Raw genomic sequence first — 18,668 nt, 5'->3', positions numbered from 1 at the left:
CAGGACGTTTTTCAGAGTTTGCCGGTGAGGTATTGCGCTTCGCCGTCGGCAAAACTCCAGTCACCTTTGTCGTTAGTGATAAAGCTGATCATTAAATCGTTGCCCTGCACGCCACAGTGCTCACGCAGCTCACGCGCCAGCTCCGCCATAAAATGCTGCTTCTGTTCACGGCTGCGTGGGCTGGTATAAACCCGCACCATCACCAGATTATCGCTGCGGCTGAATCCCAGCCCGGTATCCTGAAACACCATCTGATAGCGCTTATTTTCCTGAACAATCTGATAACGATCCCGTTCAGGCACGTTAAAAGCTGTCAGCACGGCACGGTGCGCCGCATCCAGCAGTGTACGCAGTTCTGATTCTGAACGACCCTGAATAACATCGAATTGCAGCAGTGGCATAGTGAATTCCTCATCGTGATTAATGAACCTATGGTGACCCCTTTATCCGGCGGGAAAAAGCGCGTAGCCTGAAATGATTATTCACTATAATGAACAATCGCAATGAAAGAGATGAAAACGGATACGCTGTGGGATCATCTTCACTGGCTGACCGTACTGGCTGAGCAGGGCAGCTTTACCCGCGCGGCGGAGCGGCTGGATGTCAGCAAAGCTGCGATGAGTCAGAAAATCAAAGAGCTGGAGCAGATAGCCGGTGTACTGCTGGTACAGCGCACCACGCGCAGCGTACGACTGACATCAGCGGGAGAGAAGCTGGTGGAGGAGTTGCGCGAGCCTTTTGCCCGCATCGAACAGAGTTTTTTTAGCGTGCGTGATACCGCCGGGCCAGTGCGTGGTCTGGTGCGTATTACCGCGCCGGTGGCATTTGCCCGGCAGCAGCTGGTGCCGATTATTGGTGAGTTTCTGCGTGACTATCCGCAGGTGCGTCTGCAGCTGGATGTGACGGACCGCATTGTGTCGCTGAGCAGTGAGGGGTTTGATCTGGCCATCCGGCACAGTGACACGCTGCCGGAAACCCATGTGGCGCTGCCGCTGTGTGATACGCAGACAGTGCTGGTGGCCTCACCTGCCTATCTTAACCAACAAGGTATACCGAACACGCCGCAGGATCTGATGCAGCATAACTGCCTTTACTATCCGCGTGGTGTTGAATCACCGCGCTGGCGGTTTGTTACCGCAGCGGATGGCGAAGAGGTGCAGGTGCGGATTCAGGGCTGCTTTGCCACTAACAACAGTGAGTCGATACGTGATGCCGCTCTGCAGGGACTGGGAATCGCGATGCTGCCCGACTTCAGCGCCCATGAAGCGCTGGCCGCAGGCTCTTTGCAGCAGGTGTTACCTGAGTGGGAGCCGGTGGAGGCCTTTGCCGCCCGCCTGTGGATCGTCCGACCCTGGGCGGCGCAGGTGCCCCGCGCGGTCACCACTTTTACGCAGTGGCTACGCGCGCGCTTTGACCGTTGATGGCAATGCCAGCGCTGGTGATGAGGTATGCATCATCTCGCCAATCAGGCTGCTGCGGTTATACAAACCCAGTCGCAGATTGAAGTCGAGATGCAGTCGCTCGTTGCCGGTTAATTTGATAATCGGTGGTGGCGTCTCTGGCCGCTGCTGAAACATCACAGACTGCGCAAACGCGGTGCTGCTGTCGGCATGCAGGCGCTGATAGTACCAGGCGCTGGCTTCACCTTTACGCAGATAAAGATTAGCCCGCCGGTATTCGCGCATAGCGACCTGCTGCGCCAGCGCCAGAAGCTGGCGTGACGGATTATCTACATTCTGCACAATCAGCGGAAAATCATCACGCTTCTTCAGCTCATGGAAATAGTTGCGGATACCGACGTTTTTAACCGGTGCCAGCTGTTTCAGCCATTCGCGAATAAAGGCATTCTGCGGCGGCGCGGCAATAAACCAGCTCTCGGTGACCGGCGCAAGCAGGTTCAGCGTTGATTGCTCGCGATAGTAGCCGATGAGATCCATTGGTCGCGCATGGTGAACGCGATGTACCCAGGCAAGATTTTCAAACAGCAGGGTACTGCAGTCGATGCCGATACCGCCATAGCGGTGAATCAGCTCAAGCCGGATGATTTCACTTTTATGTGCCAGCGTCAGATCGGAAGAGATAAAGCTGAGTTCGGGCAGCCACTGCGACAGAGTGCGCTGCGTGACCAGATAAACCTGGTGATCGGGGTTGTCCCGCCGGATTTTACTGATATTCAGCGCCATTGACGTCGGCAGCTGATCGTTATGCCAGACCATCCAGACAATCTTTGGAATCTCGGGCAGATCTTTCTGCTGAGCAATCAATACGACATTATCTTCCTGTCCCGGATCATATTCCGGTGCCTGACAGAGGCTCTGCTGTTTCTTATTCCATAACATCTGGCTACTGAACGATATTCTTTTCCAGTTACGCCAGATTTTATGCGCTGGACGTTGGCGATGTGAAGTCATGGTACACCTGTTATTTTTATTTTCCCGCTATAGTGCAGACTCTGCCCGTTGGGCCTGAGGCGTGAACGGGCGGCATTGCATATTGACTGCAATTCCGACGAGTGCGGGAATTAATGAATAGTTTTCCCTGGTGGCGACGCAGTGCGGGAGCGCGCGATAGTTTCCTCACGGCTTTTTAATTGCACTGCCCCTTTTTAATAAAACATTATTTACACATTAGCTATGTCTTTTTTTGACTTTAGGATAATACGGAAATAATCCGGTCACCTTAATGGAATAATAATATCGCCACGGTTAATCAGTTATTTAAATGTGGCGGAACGCATAACTAAGGAATGTCTGAATATTATGCTAAGCCTTTGGCTTCTCTCAGGGCCCGGACCTCAGAAACAGTGAATATTGCGCTTAACGTGTGGCGTAAGCCCGGCTCAACAATGTGCGGAATCGGACAGCCTGAAGAGGATTGTCTACGCTTAAGAAGAACTTACTGAGAAAGGAGCGCGCATGCAGAGTGAATCCTATGGTTTACTGGCGGTTGATAAGCAGGGCAATCGCGTCCTGTTTCTTAACCCGGAAACCTTCGCGGTCGAGCGCGAGCTGAACGCTTTTCCACCGCGGCCGCATGAACTCCTGATGCTGGCACCCTGGGGTAAAGCGTATGTGCCCATCTATGGTGACGGCGTTCATGGCAATAATCCGCATCCGGGTCACAAAGTGGCGATCATTGATTTGCAGCGTCGCGAGATCAGCGGCTTTATCGATCTGTCGCCGTTGCGAGCACCACACAGCGGGCAACTGGGCCGCGATGGCAAAGTCTATCTCTGCTGTGAGCAGAGCGCCGCTGTAGCCGTGATCGATCCGCAGACCGACAAAGTGGAAAAGATCATCCCGATTCCTTCTCACAACGCGCATCGCCTGACGCTATCACCCAGCGGCCGCAAACTGTTCACCGCTAACGAAGAGGATGCGACCATCACCGTCGTGGATCTCTGTGAAGCAGAGGGACGGGTGATTGATACGATTCTGCTGCCGGGTCCGATTGCGGGTATCGCCGCCTCACCAAAACACCCTTATCTGGTCGCCAGTGCAGCAGATGCGCCGTTGCTCTATGTGATCGACCGACAGAGCCACCGTATTCGCCAGCGCATTACGCTGCCAGGTCATCAGCAGCCCTGCCAGGTGGTTCGCTTCAGCGCCGATGGCGAACAGCTGGTGGCGATTGGCGATCAGGAACCGCTGGTAACGCTGTTTGACGACCTGCTGAATCCGCTGGGCGATATCAGCGTGGGCAACATGCCGATGGATGGCTGCTTCACGCCAGACAGGCAACAGCTGCTGATTGCGAATCAGGATGACGGCACGCTGAGCGTGATCGAACTGGCGCAGCGTAAAGTGATTGCCACACCGCATGTCGGAACGGGCTGTGAGGTGCTGGGCTATTTTCCGATGGGTCAGATAAACGGACGATGATAGATTGCGGAACTCCAGTGGCGGCTGCTGGCATGTTTCTCTGCCTGCCAGCCGCGTTTACGTAATTCTCGCGCAATCATCTTGTTCATGATGCCGTGGCCCAGCAGCAGCACCGTGCCACGCCGTGAGTGCTCGATCAGCTTCTCTGCCGCCGCCGAGGCCCGGCTGCGCGCATGTTGCAGCGACTCCGCTTCACCCGCATAACCGCAGAACCACAACAGCCGCAGTAAGGCCAGCCAGCAGATCGTCGGCAGCTGAAAGGCACCCGTTCGCAGCAGCGGTACGGCGACTTCGCTGTAGAGCGCATCAATCTCATGAGGCTGCAGGCCAAGCTGGCTCAGAGAAGATTGCGCGCGGGGCAGGGGACTGCAGACAATAATTGCGGCCTGACGGGCAATCTTAATACTGCGCGGTGGCGGCCCGTCACTGACTCCGGACTGATCGTAAGCTTCGCACCAGTCTGCCAGTGCCTGCACGCTCTGGCGACCCGCTGCCTGGTGGTCAGGTTTACCGTGTCGCATCAGAATAATGGTCATAACACCTCTGTCAGGCTTTTTTTCAGGGTAACGCATTGTCTGCGCTTGCAGCGATTTTTCAGAATAAAGATGAAGTGTCATCTGCAGGTAATCCGGGTGTGCGACAACAGAACCCGATGAAAGGATTTTTGCCCCGCTTATAACGCTTAATGATTAGAGAAAATGCTAACTTACCGTGCAGAGTGATTTTTTATTGTGCGATTGGGTGGAGTTAACTGGCTGAATTTGCGCTGAAAATGTGTGATGACGCAATGTGATAGTGAAGTTTTACTAACAATTTGCGTCGGGATCTCTTGATTTATCTACGCGCGTAGATACACTAGGTCCCCAGTGATTGCTCACGGTGCGATGCACAGTAGGCTCCATTGATTGTTAAGTTACATTCGCTCAGTTTAAGCGACCGGTGAAAAATACATCGGCGAAACGGGGCGAAGAACAAGATTCCAACACCAGGGAATCCTTTAACCTTTCATCATGGTTAGTCAACTGAACGTCGCCACCGGGGGAATTCCGCTTTCATCAGGGAATCGACCCATGGACGGGCGTTTATCAATCTGCATACTCATTCAGGGATAGGGTTATGACGGCACACAATTCCGTTAAGCAGCAGGCATCACTGTCTTCCACCTCAGCCGCCGACGAGCGGTTTAATACTTCTTCAGGCCGCAAAGATTTCTGGCGCGCCACTTTCTCATGCTGGCTCGGAACGGCAATGGAGTACGCGGATTTCGCGCTCTACGGTCTGGCTGCCGGTATCATCTTTGGCGACGTCTTCTTTCCGGAATCGACTCCCGCGATGGCACTGCTCTCCAGCTTTGCTACCTGGTCAGTCGGCTTTGTTGCCCGGCCTATCGGCGCACTCTTTTTCGGCTGGCTGGGCGACCGCAAAGGCCGAAGGGTCGTGATGATCTCCACCATCATTCTGATGGGCGCTTCCACCACCTTTATCGGCTTAATACCGAGCTATGCCGCGATTGGCGTCTGGGCTCCGGCCTGTCTGGTGCTGCTGCGCTTTACCCAGGGTTTCGGCGCGGGCGCAGAGTTATCGGGCGGCACGGTGATGCTGGGTGAATATGCGCCCGTTAAGCGTCGTGGGCTGGTTTCATCCGTTATTGCTCTGGGGTCTAACAGCGGTACGTTGCTGGCCTCGCTGGTCTGGCTGCTGGTAGTGCAGATGGATCAGCAGAGCCTGCTGGAGTGGGGCTGGCGTATTCCCTTCCTCAGCAGTGCGCTGATTGCCCTTGTTGCGCTATGGATTCGACGTCACCTGCGTGAAACGCCAGTATTTGAGCGCAGGAAGGCGGAGATGGAAGCGGAACGTGCAGGCGTACTGGCCACGCCAGTCGTGGACTCGCGTCCTTTCTTCCAGCGTACCCGCGCTTTCTGGACCATGATAGGTTTGCGCATCGGCGAAAATGGCCCTTCTTATCTGGCTCAGGGCTTCATGGTGGGTTATGTCGCGAAGGTGCTGATGGTGGATAAGTCCGTGCCGACGACGGCCGTGTTCCTTGCCTCACTGCTGGGTTTCCTGATTATTCCGTTTGCGGGCTGGCTCTCTGATCGTTTTGGTCGCCGGATCGTTTATCGCGTCTTCTGCCTGTTACTGATGATCTACGCCTGGCCCGCCTTTACGCTGCTGGACACGCGTGAACCGATGCTGGTGATCCCGGTTATCGTGGTCGGTATGGCGCTGGCGTCACTGGGTATTTATGGGGTGCAGGCGGCATGGGGCGTGGAAATGTTCGGCGTTCAACATCGCTATACCAAAATGGCGGTGGCCAAAGAGCTTGGCTCGATTTTATCCGGCGGCACGGCGCCACTTATTGCCGCTGCTATGCTCTCTTATACCGGTCACTGGTGGCCGATTGCGGTCTACTTCTCGGCAATGGCCGCCATTGGATTCTTTACCACTTTTGTCGCTCCTGAGACGCGAGGGCGGAATCTCAATCTGCCTGAAGATGCCATCTAGATTTACCTGAAGGTGCCGTCTGCCAGGAGAGAGCGATAAACAGCAGGCCGTGTAAAGCGGCCTGTTTTTTTTATGGAGGAACGTGATGTGCCTAAGTCGTTAACGGGAAAAGTGACCCGCAGTGAAGTTGCGAAAGCGGCAGGCACCTCAGTGGCAGTCGTCAGTTATGTCATCAATAACGGGCCTCGTCCGGTCGCTGAGGCGACCCGTCAGCGGGTACTGGAGGCGATTAAAGCCACCGGTTACCGGCCCAATGCAGCAGCACGCGCGCTGGCCTCCGGTAACACCAAAACGTTTGGGCTGGTGGTGCCTAACATCGGCAATCCCTTCGTAGCGTCAATGGCGCACGTGTTGTTGCAGGAGTCGATGAACCACGGTCACGTCATGCTGCTGGGTGATGCCGGTGATGACCGCAAACGCGAACTGGAGTTAATTCAGGGGCTGCTCAACCGGCAGGTCGATGGTCTGTTTTACAACAGCGTCGATCGCCATCCTTACATCGACCTGATTAAAGCCAGCGGAACGCCACTGGTGATGCTGGAGCGGGTTGAGCCTCAGCCGGGCGTGAACATGCTGCGGGTCAATGAGCGTCAGGCCGCGTGGCAGGTGACGTCACATCTGCTGAGTCACGGTTATCAGCAGGTGGGGATCATCAGCGGCCCGGTCGATATGCTCAACGCACAGGATCGCATTCAGGGCTGGCGCGATGCCATGCACGATCGTGGCCTGCCGATTGATGAGTCGCTGATGTTCCCCGCCAGCTACACCCCACAGGGCGGCTACGATGCGGCACAAACCATGATCGCCCGCGGCTGTGTGCCTCGTGCGTTGTTTACCAGCAATGAAGGTCAGGCGATTGGCGCGCTTCGCGCCTTTTCCGAACATCACCTTCGCGTGCCGCAGGATGTGGCACTGGTCTGCTTTAATGGGACCGATCATTCGTCGTTTCATGTCCCGACATTAACGACCGTGCGCCAGCCACTGCGTGAGATGGCACGCTCTGCGATTCAGATGCTGAAAGAGGGACAGAACGAAGCGCAATTAAAGGAGTTTCCACACTATCTTGAAATTGGTGAATCCTGCGGCTGTCAGCCGCAAAGTCAGAGTTAATTTATAAAAATATGAAAAGAATCATTATTGATTGCGATCCCGGCAATGGTATCGCGGGTGCCAACACCGATGATGGGCTGGCGATTGCGCTGGCCTTAGCTTCACCAGCCCTGTCGCTGGAATTGATCACCACCGTAGCGGGTAACACGCCATGTGACGTGGGTGCACGCGTTGCCAAAGATCTGATCGTCCGGCTGGGATTATCTATCCCGGTCGTACAGGGCGCGACGCAGGCGTTACAGGAAGATCCTGCGCCGTGGCGCGAGACGCTGGATAACCGGGTCAATCAGCTTGCGCTGGGAACACTCTGGCAGGATGTGCGTCAGCCAGCCGATATTGCGGCGGATGCGTTTGATGCGGCTGACGCTATCGGCAAACTGATTTGCGACAATCCGGGCGAGATTACGCTGGTGGCAATTGGCCCGCTGACGAATGTGGCGCTGGCGATGCAGCGCTATCCCGCCATGGCAGAATCGGTGGCGGAAATTGTAATCATGGGCGGCGTCTTCTCGCTGGATGACTACATCAAAGACACAAATTTTGGTCTGGATCCCGAGGCGGCGCATCAGGTGTTGCACAGCGGTGCTGCGGTAACACTGGTGCCGATGGATGTCACCACGCAGACGCTGCTGACCCAGCAGGATCTGACACGTCTCACCGCGGCCGATCATCCGCTGACCGAATTTGTGCGCGACACGCTGCGCCCGTGGATCGACTATTCAATGGAAACCCGTCAGCTGGCGGGGTGCTGGATCCACGATGCGCTGGTGGTCGCCTGGTTGCTGAATCAGCGAGTCGCCTCGGGCATCGATTATCGGGTTGATATCGAACTGCGTCCCGGAGCGACGCGTGGCAAAAGCTGGCGTTATCGTCAGCCGCTTCGGCTCACTGTTGGTGTGCCAGATCACTGCGGCGCATCGGTGCATGTGCTGCATAGCGTCGATAACACGCTGCTGTTGTCGATCATCGAACAGGCATTTAAGCGCCTGACATCCTGAAGTCATGGGCGATTAACTGCGCCCGCTTACTGCGCGTGATTAACTGCCATGATGGGGCGGTGATTATCACCGGCTGATAAAATCTGTCAGGTTGTCAGCAGCATTCGGGCGCAGGCAGAAATGCAGGGTTTGTGAGCCGATGCAAAGCGTTAAATCGCTTCGCACACGTCGATCCAGCGGGCGTTAGTCAGTTCAGCCATCTGCTGTGGCGAGATGCGGACGGCGCTGTGGATAGCGCCAGCGGCGGGCAGGACTTCTTCAAAGCTGCGCAGTGAAACATCACAGTAGACGGTCAGCGGATTCTCCAGACCGAACGGACAGACGCCGCCCACCGGGTGGCCGGTCCAGTTAATCACCTCGTCGACGCTCAGCATCCGCGCTTTCGCGCCCAGAGCCGCTTTCAGCTTGCGATTATCCAGTCGGGCATCGCCGCGTGTCACAATCAGCACCGCGTCGTTTTTCACTTTCAGTGACAGGGTCTTGGCAATCTCTCCTGGCGTCACGCCATGGGCGCGTGCAGCCATCCCGACCGTTGCAGTGCTTTCTGCCAGCTCAATAATTTCAATTTCAGGGGCGTGTTCGGCAAAGAACTGGCGCACGGACTCCAGACTCATCTTTCTCTCCAGGCTGATCGAAGGCGTAAAAATTGCCACAAGCCTCAGTGCCTGTAAACGAGATAAACGGAGAATTCGCTGTAATTAAGTCTGTTTAGCTGCCGCTCAGGGTGCAGTTGCCGCATTGTTCGACATCAGGGATGCGATAACGCTGACAGCAGCTGCGACGGACCAGTTCGCCGTTACGCGGGATCATGGTGCGGTAGAGTGGGTTTTCGCTGCCATCCAGCAGCCGCTGGTTGAAGAACAGCGCCTGCTCCAGTTGCAGGATCAGCGCCTCATCGATCTGGCTTTTCAGCTCACCCAGGAACCACTGGAATGAGTAGCCCATGTTGTTCCAGATGAGTCGGGCGTTGATATCACCATGCTGCGTAATACCCCTGACCACCGGGATCAGATGCTGCTGAATCAACCGATCAATGCGCTGCAGGGAATTAAGATAGCGCGCTTCTTCATCTTCCTGCACATCGATCCAGAACGTGGCCGGATGGCCATTCTCGTGAAATCCGACGCGAATATGCTCAGGCGAGCAGTCCAGCGCACGTGACTCCTGCAACAACGCCATGATGAGCGGAGGCAGCAGCAGGCCAAAATACCACTGTGCCCAGAGTGACAGCACCGGTTTCGCTTCGCGAACGGCATCAGGATGATCGCGATAGAGATAATCGCTATAGCGCTGGATGAGCGGGGCAAAGGCCTCTGATTCCGACCAGGCGGCAAGCGTCAGCGTATCGCGCGGAGCAGACTGGCTGAACTTCGTTGATTCAAGCAGATAGCTGCGCTGTTGCTGCAGCCGCTCATGCAGACTTTCCGCCAGCGGGCGGTCATTCTGCCGGAAGATCATCGACTGAGCGCTAAAACGCTGTTCCTGAGCTGAAGCAGTTGCCATGACGACTCGCAGAAAGTGTAGATAAGAAAGCAAATGATAATCGTTATTGATTAACTCTACAAGTCGTGTAAAAAATCGTCGCTGCTGGCGGGAAAACGGCGGGGGTTGAGAGCGGTCATCAGGCCAGACAGAGCAGCACATCGCTCGCCACTGTTCCGGTCAGCAACGACCGCGTTATGCTTACTCAGGCATGTTCGCTGGAGGTCTGAGGCTGCTGTCGGGGCAAATCTTCCCAGGCGAGAATGGTATTGCGACCCTGATTTTTAGCCACATATAACGCGCTATCCGCATTGGCGACCGCCAGATCGAACTCATTATCATAAATGGGCGCGATGCCCGCACTGATAGTCACGTGGGTGGAAACGGTCTCATTGAAAAGGTGAGGGATTTCTAAATCCAGCACATACTGGCGGATTCGCTCTGCCAGCTTCATGGCGATGGAACTGTTCACATTGGTCATCAGCACCAGAAACTCTTCGCCGCCGTAGCGGGTGACGACATCGCGCGAACGCACCGCATCACGAATCGCGACAGAGACCCGCGCCAGCGCCTGATCGCCCATCGCATGCCCATAATTATCGTTGTAGGCCTTGAAGTGGTCGATATCCAGCAGCAGCACGTAGTGGCTGCCGGCGTGGTTTTCCAGAATATTATCGAGCCGGTTCTTCAGGCCGCGGCGGTTATAAAGTCCGGTCAGCGGATCGAGCATGCTGAGGTCGCTGAATGTCTCTTTCTCTTCGTAGAGCTGATGCATCAGGCGCAGGGTAAAGTTGTCGGCACGGCGGCGCATCAGATGCTGCAGGGAGAAACCGATCAGAGGCAGAATGATGGTCAGCAGGATCAGCGGCAGATGCTGTCCATTGTCGAGCAGTAATACGGTGAAGACCGGCGGCGCGACGTGCAGACAAAATGCACCCAGATAATCGCTCAGGGCGATAGCACTGATAAATAACACACTGATCAAACTGATAATAAGAAAGCCACCATCAAAATAGAACACCTGATGAAAGCGATAATTAATGTGCCAGGCCCAGAGTATGCCCAGCAGAAGTGCAACAGGATTTAACAGGGGAAGTTTTAGTCTGGGCCATATTAAATAGGTAATTAGCATGATACCGCTAAACGCAGCGACACAAATTACCGGCAGGGTCGCGTCATTGGTCTCATTGCTCATTACAGGCAGCAGATAAAATAGCGAAACGGCGATATTTAAAAAGAGAAAAAGCATCACTGAAAGCCGGTATTTACTCTGCTTCAGTTCTTCATATGATTGTAATTTCATTATAAATACTCGTGACGGCCCTGAAATACCAAAGCGCAAGCCGGCAAAAAAAAGATTCTGCCAGAGAGTGAGCAAATTATTGCTGTTGCTGTTATTAAAAGTATTATCGGCCGCAATCTAGCATTTTCCAACTGGTCTGTCATCTTCGTTGCCGGACGTGACAAAAACAGGCTGCAAGGGCATTAGAACTGCTATATGATAATGGGAATGCTTATCATTTGAGGTTTGCGTCATGGGGATAGCGATTATTGCGGCCTGCGGCCTGTGGGGAGTCAGCTGGGCATTGGGTAAAAAACTGGATAGCGCGTGGGGCGTATTGCTGCCCTGCATCGCACTGCCGCTGTTCGCCTTATGGGAACCGAGCTTCAGTCAGTGGCGGATGGTAATGACCGTAGCGCTGCTGCTGACTGTCGTGATGCTGTTTAATCAGCGTCTGCGACACTATCTGCTGTTGCCATCCTGCCTGGCATTAGCGGGTGGCCTGGCGGCTATCTCTGTGAATTTTCATCTGAGTTAATCAAGGCGGAGCGGCTGAAAATCGTCTTACAGCGTGAAGCGACCAGATGAGCGAAACCGAGCTGAAAAACTAAATTGAGCAGGGGATAAAACGATACTGCAAGGGAAGCAGAAGGGCATTACGGGGAAAACAGAGGATGACAACGTTGGTGCGAAGAGAGGGACTTGAACCCTCACGTCCGTTAAGACACTAACACCTGAAGCTAGCGCGTCTACCAATTCCGCCACCTTCGCATCGAGTTGTCTGTTCATATCACCGCAATGGTGCGAAGAGAGGGACTTGAACCCTCACGTCCGTTAAGACACTAACACCTGAAGCTAGCGCGTCTACCAATTCCGCCACCTTCGCGCAGTGCTCGCGATATGAAACATGTGATTTTGGTGCGAAGAGAGGGACTTGAACCCTCACGTCCGTTAGGACACTAACACCTGAAGCTAGCGCGTCTACCAATTCCGCCACCTTCGCATACCCGTAACACCCTGAGAATGTTACAACCACGGAGGCGCATTCTAGAGATTTTACTCTTTGCGTCAACAACTATTTCGTCGGGCTGAAACGATCGCTGTAAAAAGCAACGTTTTCAGCCCGGCAACGCCATTAACGCCGGGAAAAGCGCTTAGCGCGTTTTGGCTCCGCGACCGTAAACAGCGCGATAAACTTTAAAACGACCGGTCTGTGCGATGACTTCATGACTGCCGAAGGCTTCATCCAGCGCCTGCGGGTAGGGCAGGAAGGTGTTCGCCACAATACGCAACTCGCCGCCGGTGTTCAGGTGTTTCACTGCGCCACGGATCAGCGCTTGGGCGGCGTCGAGGCTGGTCTGGGTACCTTCATGGAACGGCGGATTCGAGATAATCATGTCGAAACGACCCGTCACGTCAGAGAAGACGTTGCTGGCGAAGACTTCGCCCTCGATGCCATTGGCGGCCAGCGTCAATTTACTCGCTTCAATCGCAGCCGCGTGCACGTCGCACAGCCACAGACGCACTTTAGGCGAACGGGCCGGCAGAGAGGCAGCAATCACGCCTGCGCCACAGCCCATATCCAGCACTTTACCTTTGGTGTGCGGGGTAAAGGTCGAGAGCAGCAGGGCACTGCCGCTGTCCAGGCCGTCACGGCTGAAGACGCCAGGCAGGGTATGAATCGTCAGGCCATCCAGCTGATACTGATGACCAAAGCTGCTGGCATCAAACTCAGGCTGTTTGTCCAGGCGACCGTGGTAGAGACCACAGCGACGCGCGCTGTCGATTTTTTCCAGTTTCACCCACGATTCCACCATACCTTCGGCACTGCGCACGCCGCTGCGGTTTTCACCGACAACGAATACGTCACAGCCGACCGGCAGCAGAGAGAGCAGGTTCTGCAGCTGGAACTGCACTTCCGGCTTATTCTTGGTCCAGAAATAGACCAGGGTATCGCAGCCCTGCACATCTTCTGCCTGCGCAACCATGCCGTAACGCGCCTGTTCGCCCATACGGCGGCTCAGGTTTTGCCAGTGATGATATTGCTGGGTGTGAACGCGCGACGAGGCGGTTTCCAGCTGAGCGGGCAGGTCATCCTGCAGATCGCCAGCAAATAAAACATGGCGGGCGGTAAATTCATCACTGTGGCGCAGAATGACTTCGCTGGCCGGGGTTAAAGCAGACATGTAGGGCTCCTGTAAGATCTGAGCGGGGATTATAGTGGTTTGTTGGCGCATGTTCGATGGGTTTGCTAGCATAGCGTCGCATTCAGGCAGCAGAACAGGTAACACCATGACGTCCAGGCGCGACTGGCTTTTACAGCAAATGGGAATTACACAGTACCAGCTGCGCCGCCCGCGCGTGCTTCAGGGCGAAATTGCCGTCACGCTGGCACCGGACACGCAGTTAATTATTGTCGCTGACGCGCCGCCCGGTCTGCATGAACCGCTGATGCGCGACGTGCTGCATGTTCTCAACCTGCAACCCGCTCAGGTGATGACCGTGACGCTGGATCAGCTGCAAATGCTGCCGGAGACGCTGAACTGCGCGGGCTGGCTGCTCGGCGTAGAGAGCGAACAGCCTTTTAATGGCGTGGCTTTAACCAGCGCCTCTTTCAATGAACTGATCAGTAGCGGCGTCGCCAAACGCGCGCTCTGGCAACAGATGTGTAACCATGACAGCCATCTCTTTACTCACCCCTGACGATCTGGCGCAGGCCTACGCCATTGAGTGTCGTAGTCACGCGTTTCCCTGGAGTGAAAAGACGTTTGCCAGCAATCAGGGCGAGCGCTTTATCAATTTACGTCTCGATGTCGACGGCAAAATGGCCGCTTTTGCCATTACCCAGGTGGTGCTGGACGAAGCCTCACTGTTTAACATCGCGGTCGATCCCGCCTTTCAGCGCCGGGGACTGGGCCGCCAGCTGTTGCAGCATCTGATCGATGAACTGATCAAACGCGACGTGCTGACGCTGTGGCTGGAAGTGCGGGCCTCGAACCTGCCCGCCATCGCGCTCTATGAGCAGCTTGGATTTAACCAGGTCAGTCGTCGCCCCAATTATTATCCCACCGCCAGCGGCCGTGAAGATGCCATTCTCATGGCCCTGACGCCGTAGTGGTGTTAAGGAGTTTTAATGTTAGATAACTGGGATTGCATTCTGTTTGATGCGGACGATACCCTTTTTCATTTCGATGCCTATGCCGGTTTACAGCGCCTTTTCGCGGGTTATGACGTGCAGTTCACCGACCAGGATTACAGCGATTATCAGGCGATCAACAAGCCGCTGTGGGTCGATTATCAGAACGGCACCATTTCAGCGTTACAGCTGCAGACTCAGCGTTTTAACCACTGGAGCGAAAAGCTCAGCGTTGCGCCAGAGATCCTTAACAGCGGCTTTCTCACCGCAATGGGGGAGATCTGCACGCCGCTGCCGGGTGCGGTCAGTCTGATGAACCAGCTGCATGGCCGGGTAAAGATGGGCATTATCACCAACGGCTTTACCGCGCTGCAGCAGACGCGTCTTGAGCGCACCGGTTTCCGTGATTACTTCTCGGCGCTGGTGATCTCTGAGCAGGTCGGCGTGCCAAAACCGGCGGCAGAGATCTTTGATTATGCACTGGAGTTGATGGGCAATCCGGATCGTCAGCGGGTGCTGATGGTGGGTGATACGCCAGAGTCAGACATTCTGGGCGGCATGAATGCTGGTGTGAAAACCTGCTGGCTCGATCATGGCACCCGGCCGTTGCCGGAACACATCAGACCAACCTGGCAGGTCAAATCGCTGGGTGAACTGGAAACGTTGTTGATCGGCTGATGGAAGCTGCCTCGCAAATCCGCAACTTTCTCATAAAAAAGGCCCGCACAGCGGGCCTTTTCCATTTTTGACAAACTCAGTCCGGGCCAGCGGTAAGACCGAGTCTGCGAAGGAAACACGGTCAGATCGGAAAGTCGCTTAAACCATCCCTGGCCGCTCGGCCCGCGCGATTACGCCCCTCATCCCTGAGGTGCGCCCGTAACCGGGCCAACGCGTTGCGTTGTTCAAAAACGCTCCCGGCGTTTTTTTCCGGGCGGCGGGACGCTTTCCTCCTCTGCCCGTGTTCCCTGCGCATTCAGCTTATTCATTGCAGTCATACAAACCCGGATTTTGTTTTTTGAGCAGTATAAAAAAGGCCCGCTGTGCGGGCCTTTCTCGTTTTATCTTTACCGCAGCGCAGGCGCGCTACTCTTTCTTCTCGTCGTCCTCATCCCGGTCCTCTTTCACCGGGGTGCTGGCGGTAAGCAGAAACGGCGACTGCTGCCAGCGGGTGCGGCGGTGGCGCAGCAGAGTGCGGGAGAGAATAATGCCGATCGCCAGTGCCAGCAGCATCATCAGACGCAGAATATTGGTGGTGTTATCGACCTGATGTGAGTCGGTGACCAGCACGTGGGTATCCAGCGTGACGCGCAGAAAGCCCAGCGGGCCATCGTTTCCGGCCAGCGGCTGCACAATCTGGTGGTTGAAATAGCTGCCCGCGCGCTTGCCGTCGAGCGCCAGCCGGTCGCGGACATTGATGTTTTCACCGCTGTGCGCCACCAGGCTGCCGTCGCCGTCATACACGGACGCATCCAGAATACGGCTGTTCGCCGTCATCTGATTAAGAATGGCTTCTATCTGATTCCGGTTATTTTCACTGTTGTCCATCAACGGCTCAAGGCTGAACGCCACCTGGCTGGTCAGCGTATGCGCCAGCTCCTCGACCTGCTCAGAACGCGCCGTCTGATGGCCGAGACTGAACCAGGAAGCGCCCTGCATCAGCACGACCAGCAGCGCCATCGAGATAAGAACGATCACGGTACGATGTAAGCGAAATTTCAGTGCGGTTTTAGCCATTAATCATCCGGGTCATATCACAACAGAAAGCCTGGAGATTATGTTGCCAGAAGCGGCGCCGACAAGGTAGCCTCTTGCGTGGTTTTGTTGTCCCTACAGGAGCTCTGATGCCAAATCGTTTAACCTGGTGCGATCTTCCCGCCGATGTCTCCCTCTGGCCGGGTTTGCCCCTTTCTCTTAGCGGTGATGAAGTGATGCCGCTGGATTATCGCGCTGGCCGCACCGGCTGGCTGCTGTATGGCCGCGGGCTGGATAAGCAACGGCTGACCGATTACCAGCACCAGCTGGGTGCGGCGATGGTGATCGTCAGCGCCTGGAACGTCGATGAGTATCAGGTGATTCGCCTGGCGGGATCGCTGACGCCGTTTGCCAGCAAGCTGGCGCACGACGCCGGGCTGGACGTAGCGCCGCTGGGCAAAATCCCGCATCTCAAAACGCCGGGCTTGCTGGTCATGGATATGGACTCGACCGCGATTCAGATCGAATGCATCGACGAGATCGCTAAACTGGCGGGCTGCGGCGAGCAGGTCGCGGAAGTGACGGAACGCGCAATGCGCGGCGAACTCGACTTCACCGCCAGCCTGCGTCAGCGCGTTGCTACGCTGCAGGGCGCTGACGCCAATATTCTCAAACAGGTGCGTGATGCGCTGCCGCTGATGCCAGGCTTAACGACGCTGACGCAGAAACTGCAGGCGCTGGGCTGGCAGGTTGCCATCGCGTCCGGCGGCTTTACCTACTACGCCGACTACCTGCGCGACAAGCTGCATCTGTCGGCGGTGGTGGCCAATGAACTCGAAATTCGCGACGGCAAGCTGACCGGCAACGTGCTGGGTCCGGTTGTCGACGCACAGTATAAAGCCGATACCCTGAAGAAGCTGGCGCAGCGTTTTGACATTGCGCCGGAACAGACGGTGGCGATCGGCGATGGAGCCAATGACCTGCTGATGATCAAAGCCTCAGCACTGGGCATTGCGTTCCATGCTAAACCTAAGGTGAATGAACAGACTGCGGTCACCATTCGCCATGCCGATTTAATGGGTGTGTTCTGCATCCTTACCGGCAGCCTGATCCACGAAGAGCGTTAACAGAGGTATTGATTTGGCCAAAGCGGCAAAACGCGCATTTGTCTGTAATGAATGCGGCGCAGATTACCCACGCTGGCAGGGGCAATGCAGCGCCTGTCACGCCTGGAACACCATCACCGAGGTGCGCATCGCCGCCTCGCCCGCCGCTGCGCGTAACGAGCGCCTGAGTGGCTATGCCGGTAGTGCCGGCACCAGCCGGGTGCAGAAGCTCTCTGAAATCAGCCTGGAGGCGTTACCGCGCTTCTCGACCAGCTTTAAAGAGTTTGACCGGGTGCTGGGCGGCGGCGTCGTGCCGGGCAGTGCTATTCTGATTGGCGGCAGTCCGGGCGCGGGCAAATCCACGCTGCTGCTGCAGGTGATGTGCCGGTTGTCAGAAGGGATGAAAACCCTGTACGTCACCGGTGAAGAGTCACTGCAACAGGTGGCAATGCGTGCCCATCGTCTGGGATTACCCACCGAAAATGTAAATATGCTGTCTGAAACCAGCATTGAGCAGATCTGCCTGATCGCCGAGCAGGAGCAGCCGCAACTGATGGTGATCGACTCGATCCAGGTGATGCACATGGCGGAGATCCAGTCATCGCCGGGCAGCGTGGCTCAGGTACGGGAAACCGCCGCTTACCTGACGCGCTTCGCCAAAACGCGCGGCGTGGCGATCATCATGGTCGGTCACGTCACCAAAGATGGCTCGCTGGCCGGGCCGAAGGTGCTGGAGCACTGCATCGACTGTTCGGTGCTGCTGGATGGCGATGCCGATTCCCGCTTCCGCACGCTGCGCAGCCATAAAAACCGCTTCGGCGCGGTGAATGAGCTGGGTGTATTTGCCATGACCGAGCAGGGCATGCGTGAAGTCAGCAATCCATCCGCTATCTTCCTGTCGCGTGGCGAAGAGGTCACCTCGGGCAGTTCGGTCATGGTGCTGTGGGAGGGAACGCGTCCGCTGCTGGTGGAGATTCAGGCGCTGGTCGATCATTCGATGATGGGCAATCCGCGCCGCGTGGCGGTGGGTCTGGAACAGAACCGTCTGGCGATTCTGCTCGCCGTTTTACACCGCCACGGCGGATTGCAGATGGCGGACCAGGATGTGTTCGTGAACGTGGTTGGTGGCGTTAAGGTCACCGAAACCAGTGCGGATCTGGCGCTGATGCTGTCGATGGTGTCGAGCCTGCGCGATCGCCCATTGCCGCAGGATCTGGTGATCTTCGGCGAAGTAGGACTGGCCGGTGAGATCCGTCCGGTGCCCAGCGGTCAGGAGCGCATCTCTGAAGCAGCGAAGCATGGCTTCAAACGCGCCATTGTACCGGCGGGGAATGCACCGAAAAAACCGATTGCCGGGATGCAGGTTTTCAGCGCGAAGAAGCTGGCCGATGCGCTGGCGATTCTGGACGATCTGTAACGCGCCTGCGGCCAGCCTGCGTCGCGGGCTGGCTGCTCCCACCTTAACCGCATTGATGC

At 56.0% G+C, this 18,668-nt stretch carries 19 protein-coding genes and 3 tRNA genes; 11 read left to right on the top strand and 11 right to left on the bottom strand.

Annotated features, from left to right (window positions below; all coding sequences use genetic code 11):
- Nucleotides 1-11 precede the first annotated feature (11 nt).
- A complete protein-coding gene (locus tag EGO56_RS16375; protein ID WP_098051578.1) occupies nucleotides 12-401 on the bottom strand; it encodes a tautomerase family protein in 390 nt (129 codons plus the stop codon).
- Between the two features lie 102 nt (nucleotides 402-503).
- Between EGO56_RS16375 and EGO56_RS16370 the strand changes: the two genes are divergently transcribed.
- Entirely contained in the window at nucleotides 504-1,421 is a 918-nt protein-coding gene (locus EGO56_RS16370) for a LysR substrate-binding domain-containing protein (protein WP_135910209.1), read from the top strand.
- Here the strand turns inward: EGO56_RS16370 and EGO56_RS16365 are convergent.
- Nucleotides 1,398-2,411 (bottom strand): glycosyltransferase family 32 protein, encoded by a 1,014-nt coding sequence (locus tag EGO56_RS16365; RefSeq protein WP_135910207.1) that lies wholly within the window; start codon nucleotides 2,409-2,411, stop codon nucleotides 1,398-1,400. The two genes, EGO56_RS16370 and EGO56_RS16365, sit on opposite strands and share 24 nt — an antisense overlap.
- 504 nt (nucleotides 2,412-2,915) lie before the next feature.
- On the opposite strand from EGO56_RS16365, the gene EGO56_RS16360 reads away from it, so the two are divergent.
- Nucleotides 2,916-3,881, top strand: coding sequence for a beta-propeller fold lactonase family protein (locus EGO56_RS16360; protein WP_135910205.1), 966 nt, complete (start codon nucleotides 2,916-2,918; stop codon nucleotides 3,879-3,881).
- Here the strand turns inward: EGO56_RS16360 and EGO56_RS16355 are convergent.
- Nucleotides 3,863-4,417, bottom strand: a complete 555-nt coding sequence (locus EGO56_RS16355) for a histidine phosphatase family protein (RefSeq protein WP_135910203.1) — start codon at nucleotides 4,415-4,417, stop codon at nucleotides 3,863-3,865. The two genes, EGO56_RS16360 and EGO56_RS16355, sit on opposite strands and share 19 nt — an antisense overlap.
- A 580-nt stretch (nucleotides 4,418-4,997) precedes the next feature.
- Here EGO56_RS16355 and EGO56_RS16350 point away from each other — a divergent pair.
- The 3 genes from EGO56_RS16350 to EGO56_RS16340 all read left to right on the top strand — a co-directional run bounded on the left by EGO56_RS16350 (nucleotide 4,998) and on the right by EGO56_RS16340 (nucleotide 8,494).
- A complete protein-coding gene (locus EGO56_RS16350; protein ID WP_135910201.1) occupies nucleotides 4,998-6,386 on the top strand; it encodes an MFS transporter in 1,389 nt (462 codons plus the stop codon).
- A gap of 87 nt (nucleotides 6,387-6,473) precedes the next feature.
- Nucleotides 6,474-7,496 carry a LacI family DNA-binding transcriptional regulator gene (locus EGO56_RS16345; protein ID WP_135910199.1) on the top strand — a complete coding sequence of 341 codons (1,023 nt, stop codon included), beginning with the start codon at nucleotides 6,474-6,476 and terminating at the stop codon, nucleotides 7,494-7,496.
- An 11-nt stretch (nucleotides 7,497-7,507) separates the two neighbouring features.
- Entirely contained in the window at nucleotides 7,508-8,494 is a 987-nt protein-coding gene (locus EGO56_RS16340; protein WP_135910198.1) for a nucleoside hydrolase, read from the top strand.
- A 149-nt stretch (nucleotides 8,495-8,643) separates the two neighbouring features.
- Here EGO56_RS16340 and EGO56_RS16335 read toward each other — a convergent pair whose 3' ends face one another.
- The 3 genes from EGO56_RS16335 to EGO56_RS16325 form a co-directional block, all read right to left on the bottom strand.
- Nucleotides 8,644-9,108 (bottom strand): YbaK/EbsC family protein, encoded by a 465-nt coding sequence (locus EGO56_RS16335; RefSeq protein WP_135910196.1) that lies wholly within the window; start codon nucleotides 9,106-9,108, stop codon nucleotides 8,644-8,646.
- A 94-nt stretch (nucleotides 9,109-9,202) separates the two neighbouring features.
- The gene (gene fhuF / locus EGO56_RS16330; protein WP_135910194.1) at nucleotides 9,203-9,997 is read right to left on the bottom strand and encodes a siderophore-iron reductase FhuF; all 795 of its coding nucleotides are present in this window, start codon (nucleotides 9,995-9,997) and stop codon (nucleotides 9,203-9,205) included.
- A 184-nt stretch (nucleotides 9,998-10,181) separates the two neighbouring features.
- Nucleotides 10,182-11,279 (bottom strand): diguanylate cyclase, encoded by a 1,098-nt coding sequence (locus EGO56_RS16325; protein WP_033781775.1) that lies wholly within the window; start codon nucleotides 11,277-11,279, stop codon nucleotides 10,182-10,184.
- 232 nt (nucleotides 11,280-11,511) lie between these two features.
- On the opposite strand from EGO56_RS16325, the gene EGO56_RS16320 reads away from it, so the two are divergent.
- Nucleotides 11,512-11,796: a DUF1435 domain-containing protein gene (locus tag EGO56_RS16320; protein WP_033781777.1), complete on the top strand. Its 285-nt coding sequence runs from the start codon at nucleotides 11,512-11,514 to the stop codon at nucleotides 11,794-11,796.
- 146 nt (nucleotides 11,797-11,942) lie between these two features.
- On the opposite strand, the gene EGO56_RS16315 is transcribed toward EGO56_RS16320, so the two are convergent.
- From EGO56_RS16315 to rsmC, 4 genes are all read right to left on the bottom strand, one after another.
- Nucleotides 11,943-12,029 (bottom strand) — tRNA-Leu (locus EGO56_RS16315).
- Between the two features lie 28 nt (nucleotides 12,030-12,057).
- Nucleotides 12,058-12,144: transfer RNA gene (locus tag EGO56_RS16310), tRNA-Leu, on the bottom strand.
- A gap of 30 nt (nucleotides 12,145-12,174) precedes the next feature.
- A tRNA-Leu gene (locus EGO56_RS16305) sits at nucleotides 12,175-12,261 on the bottom strand.
- Between the two features lie 151 nt (nucleotides 12,262-12,412).
- Nucleotides 12,413-13,444, bottom strand: coding sequence for a 16S rRNA (guanine(1207)-N(2))-methyltransferase RsmC (gene rsmC / locus EGO56_RS16300; RefSeq protein WP_033731428.1), 1,032 nt, complete (start codon nucleotides 13,442-13,444; stop codon nucleotides 12,413-12,415).
- A 106-nt stretch (nucleotides 13,445-13,550) separates the two neighbouring features.
- Here rsmC and EGO56_RS16295 point away from each other — a divergent pair, with 106 nt between their 5' ends.
- Genes EGO56_RS16295 through yjjG form a run of 3 tightly spaced genes read left to right on the top strand, consistent with a single transcriptional unit; the run spans nucleotide 13,551 to nucleotide 15,072 of the window.
- The gene (locus EGO56_RS16295) at nucleotides 13,551-13,961 is read left to right on the top strand and encodes a DNA polymerase III subunit psi (RefSeq protein WP_135910192.1); all 411 of its coding nucleotides are present in this window, start codon (nucleotides 13,551-13,553) and stop codon (nucleotides 13,959-13,961) included.
- Nucleotides 13,933-14,373, top strand: coding sequence for a ribosomal protein S18-alanine N-acetyltransferase (rimI, locus tag EGO56_RS16290; protein WP_013356684.1), 441 nt, complete (start codon nucleotides 13,933-13,935; stop codon nucleotides 14,371-14,373). Before EGO56_RS16295 ends, rimI begins: the two co-directional genes overlap by 29 nt.
- A gap of 18 nt (nucleotides 14,374-14,391) precedes the next feature.
- Nucleotides 14,392-15,072: a pyrimidine 5'-nucleotidase gene (gene yjjG, locus EGO56_RS16285; RefSeq protein WP_135910190.1), complete on the top strand. Its 681-nt coding sequence runs from the start codon at nucleotides 14,392-14,394 to the stop codon at nucleotides 15,070-15,072.
- Between the two features lie 405 nt (nucleotides 15,073-15,477).
- On the opposite strand, the gene EGO56_RS16280 is transcribed toward yjjG, so the two are convergent.
- Nucleotides 15,478-16,128, bottom strand: a complete 651-nt coding sequence (locus EGO56_RS16280) for a YtjB family periplasmic protein (RefSeq protein ID WP_135910188.1) — start codon at nucleotides 16,126-16,128, stop codon at nucleotides 15,478-15,480.
- A gap of 107 nt (nucleotides 16,129-16,235) precedes the next feature.
- Between EGO56_RS16280 and serB the strand changes: the two genes are divergently transcribed.
- Together serB and radA are read left to right on the top strand one after the other, a co-directional pair.
- Nucleotides 16,236-17,213: a phosphoserine phosphatase gene (gene serB / locus EGO56_RS16275; RefSeq protein ID WP_095706237.1), complete on the top strand. Its 978-nt coding sequence runs from the start codon at nucleotides 16,236-16,238 to the stop codon at nucleotides 17,211-17,213.
- Nucleotides 17,214-17,226: 13 nt separating this feature from the next.
- Nucleotides 17,227-18,609 carry a DNA repair protein RadA gene (gene radA, locus EGO56_RS16270; protein WP_003854897.1) on the top strand — a complete coding sequence of 461 codons (1,383 nt, stop codon included), beginning with the start codon at nucleotides 17,227-17,229 and terminating at the stop codon, nucleotides 18,607-18,609.
- Nucleotides 18,610-18,668 lie beyond the last annotated feature (59 nt).

The sequence above is a fragment of the Pantoea vagans genome (assembly GCF_004792415.1).
Taxonomy (GTDB): domain Bacteria; phylum Pseudomonadota; class Gammaproteobacteria; order Enterobacterales; family Enterobacteriaceae; genus Pantoea; species Pantoea vagans.
The sequence above is the reverse complement of the archived record's forward strand: the minus strand, read 5'-3'. Positions and strand labels throughout refer to the sequence as shown.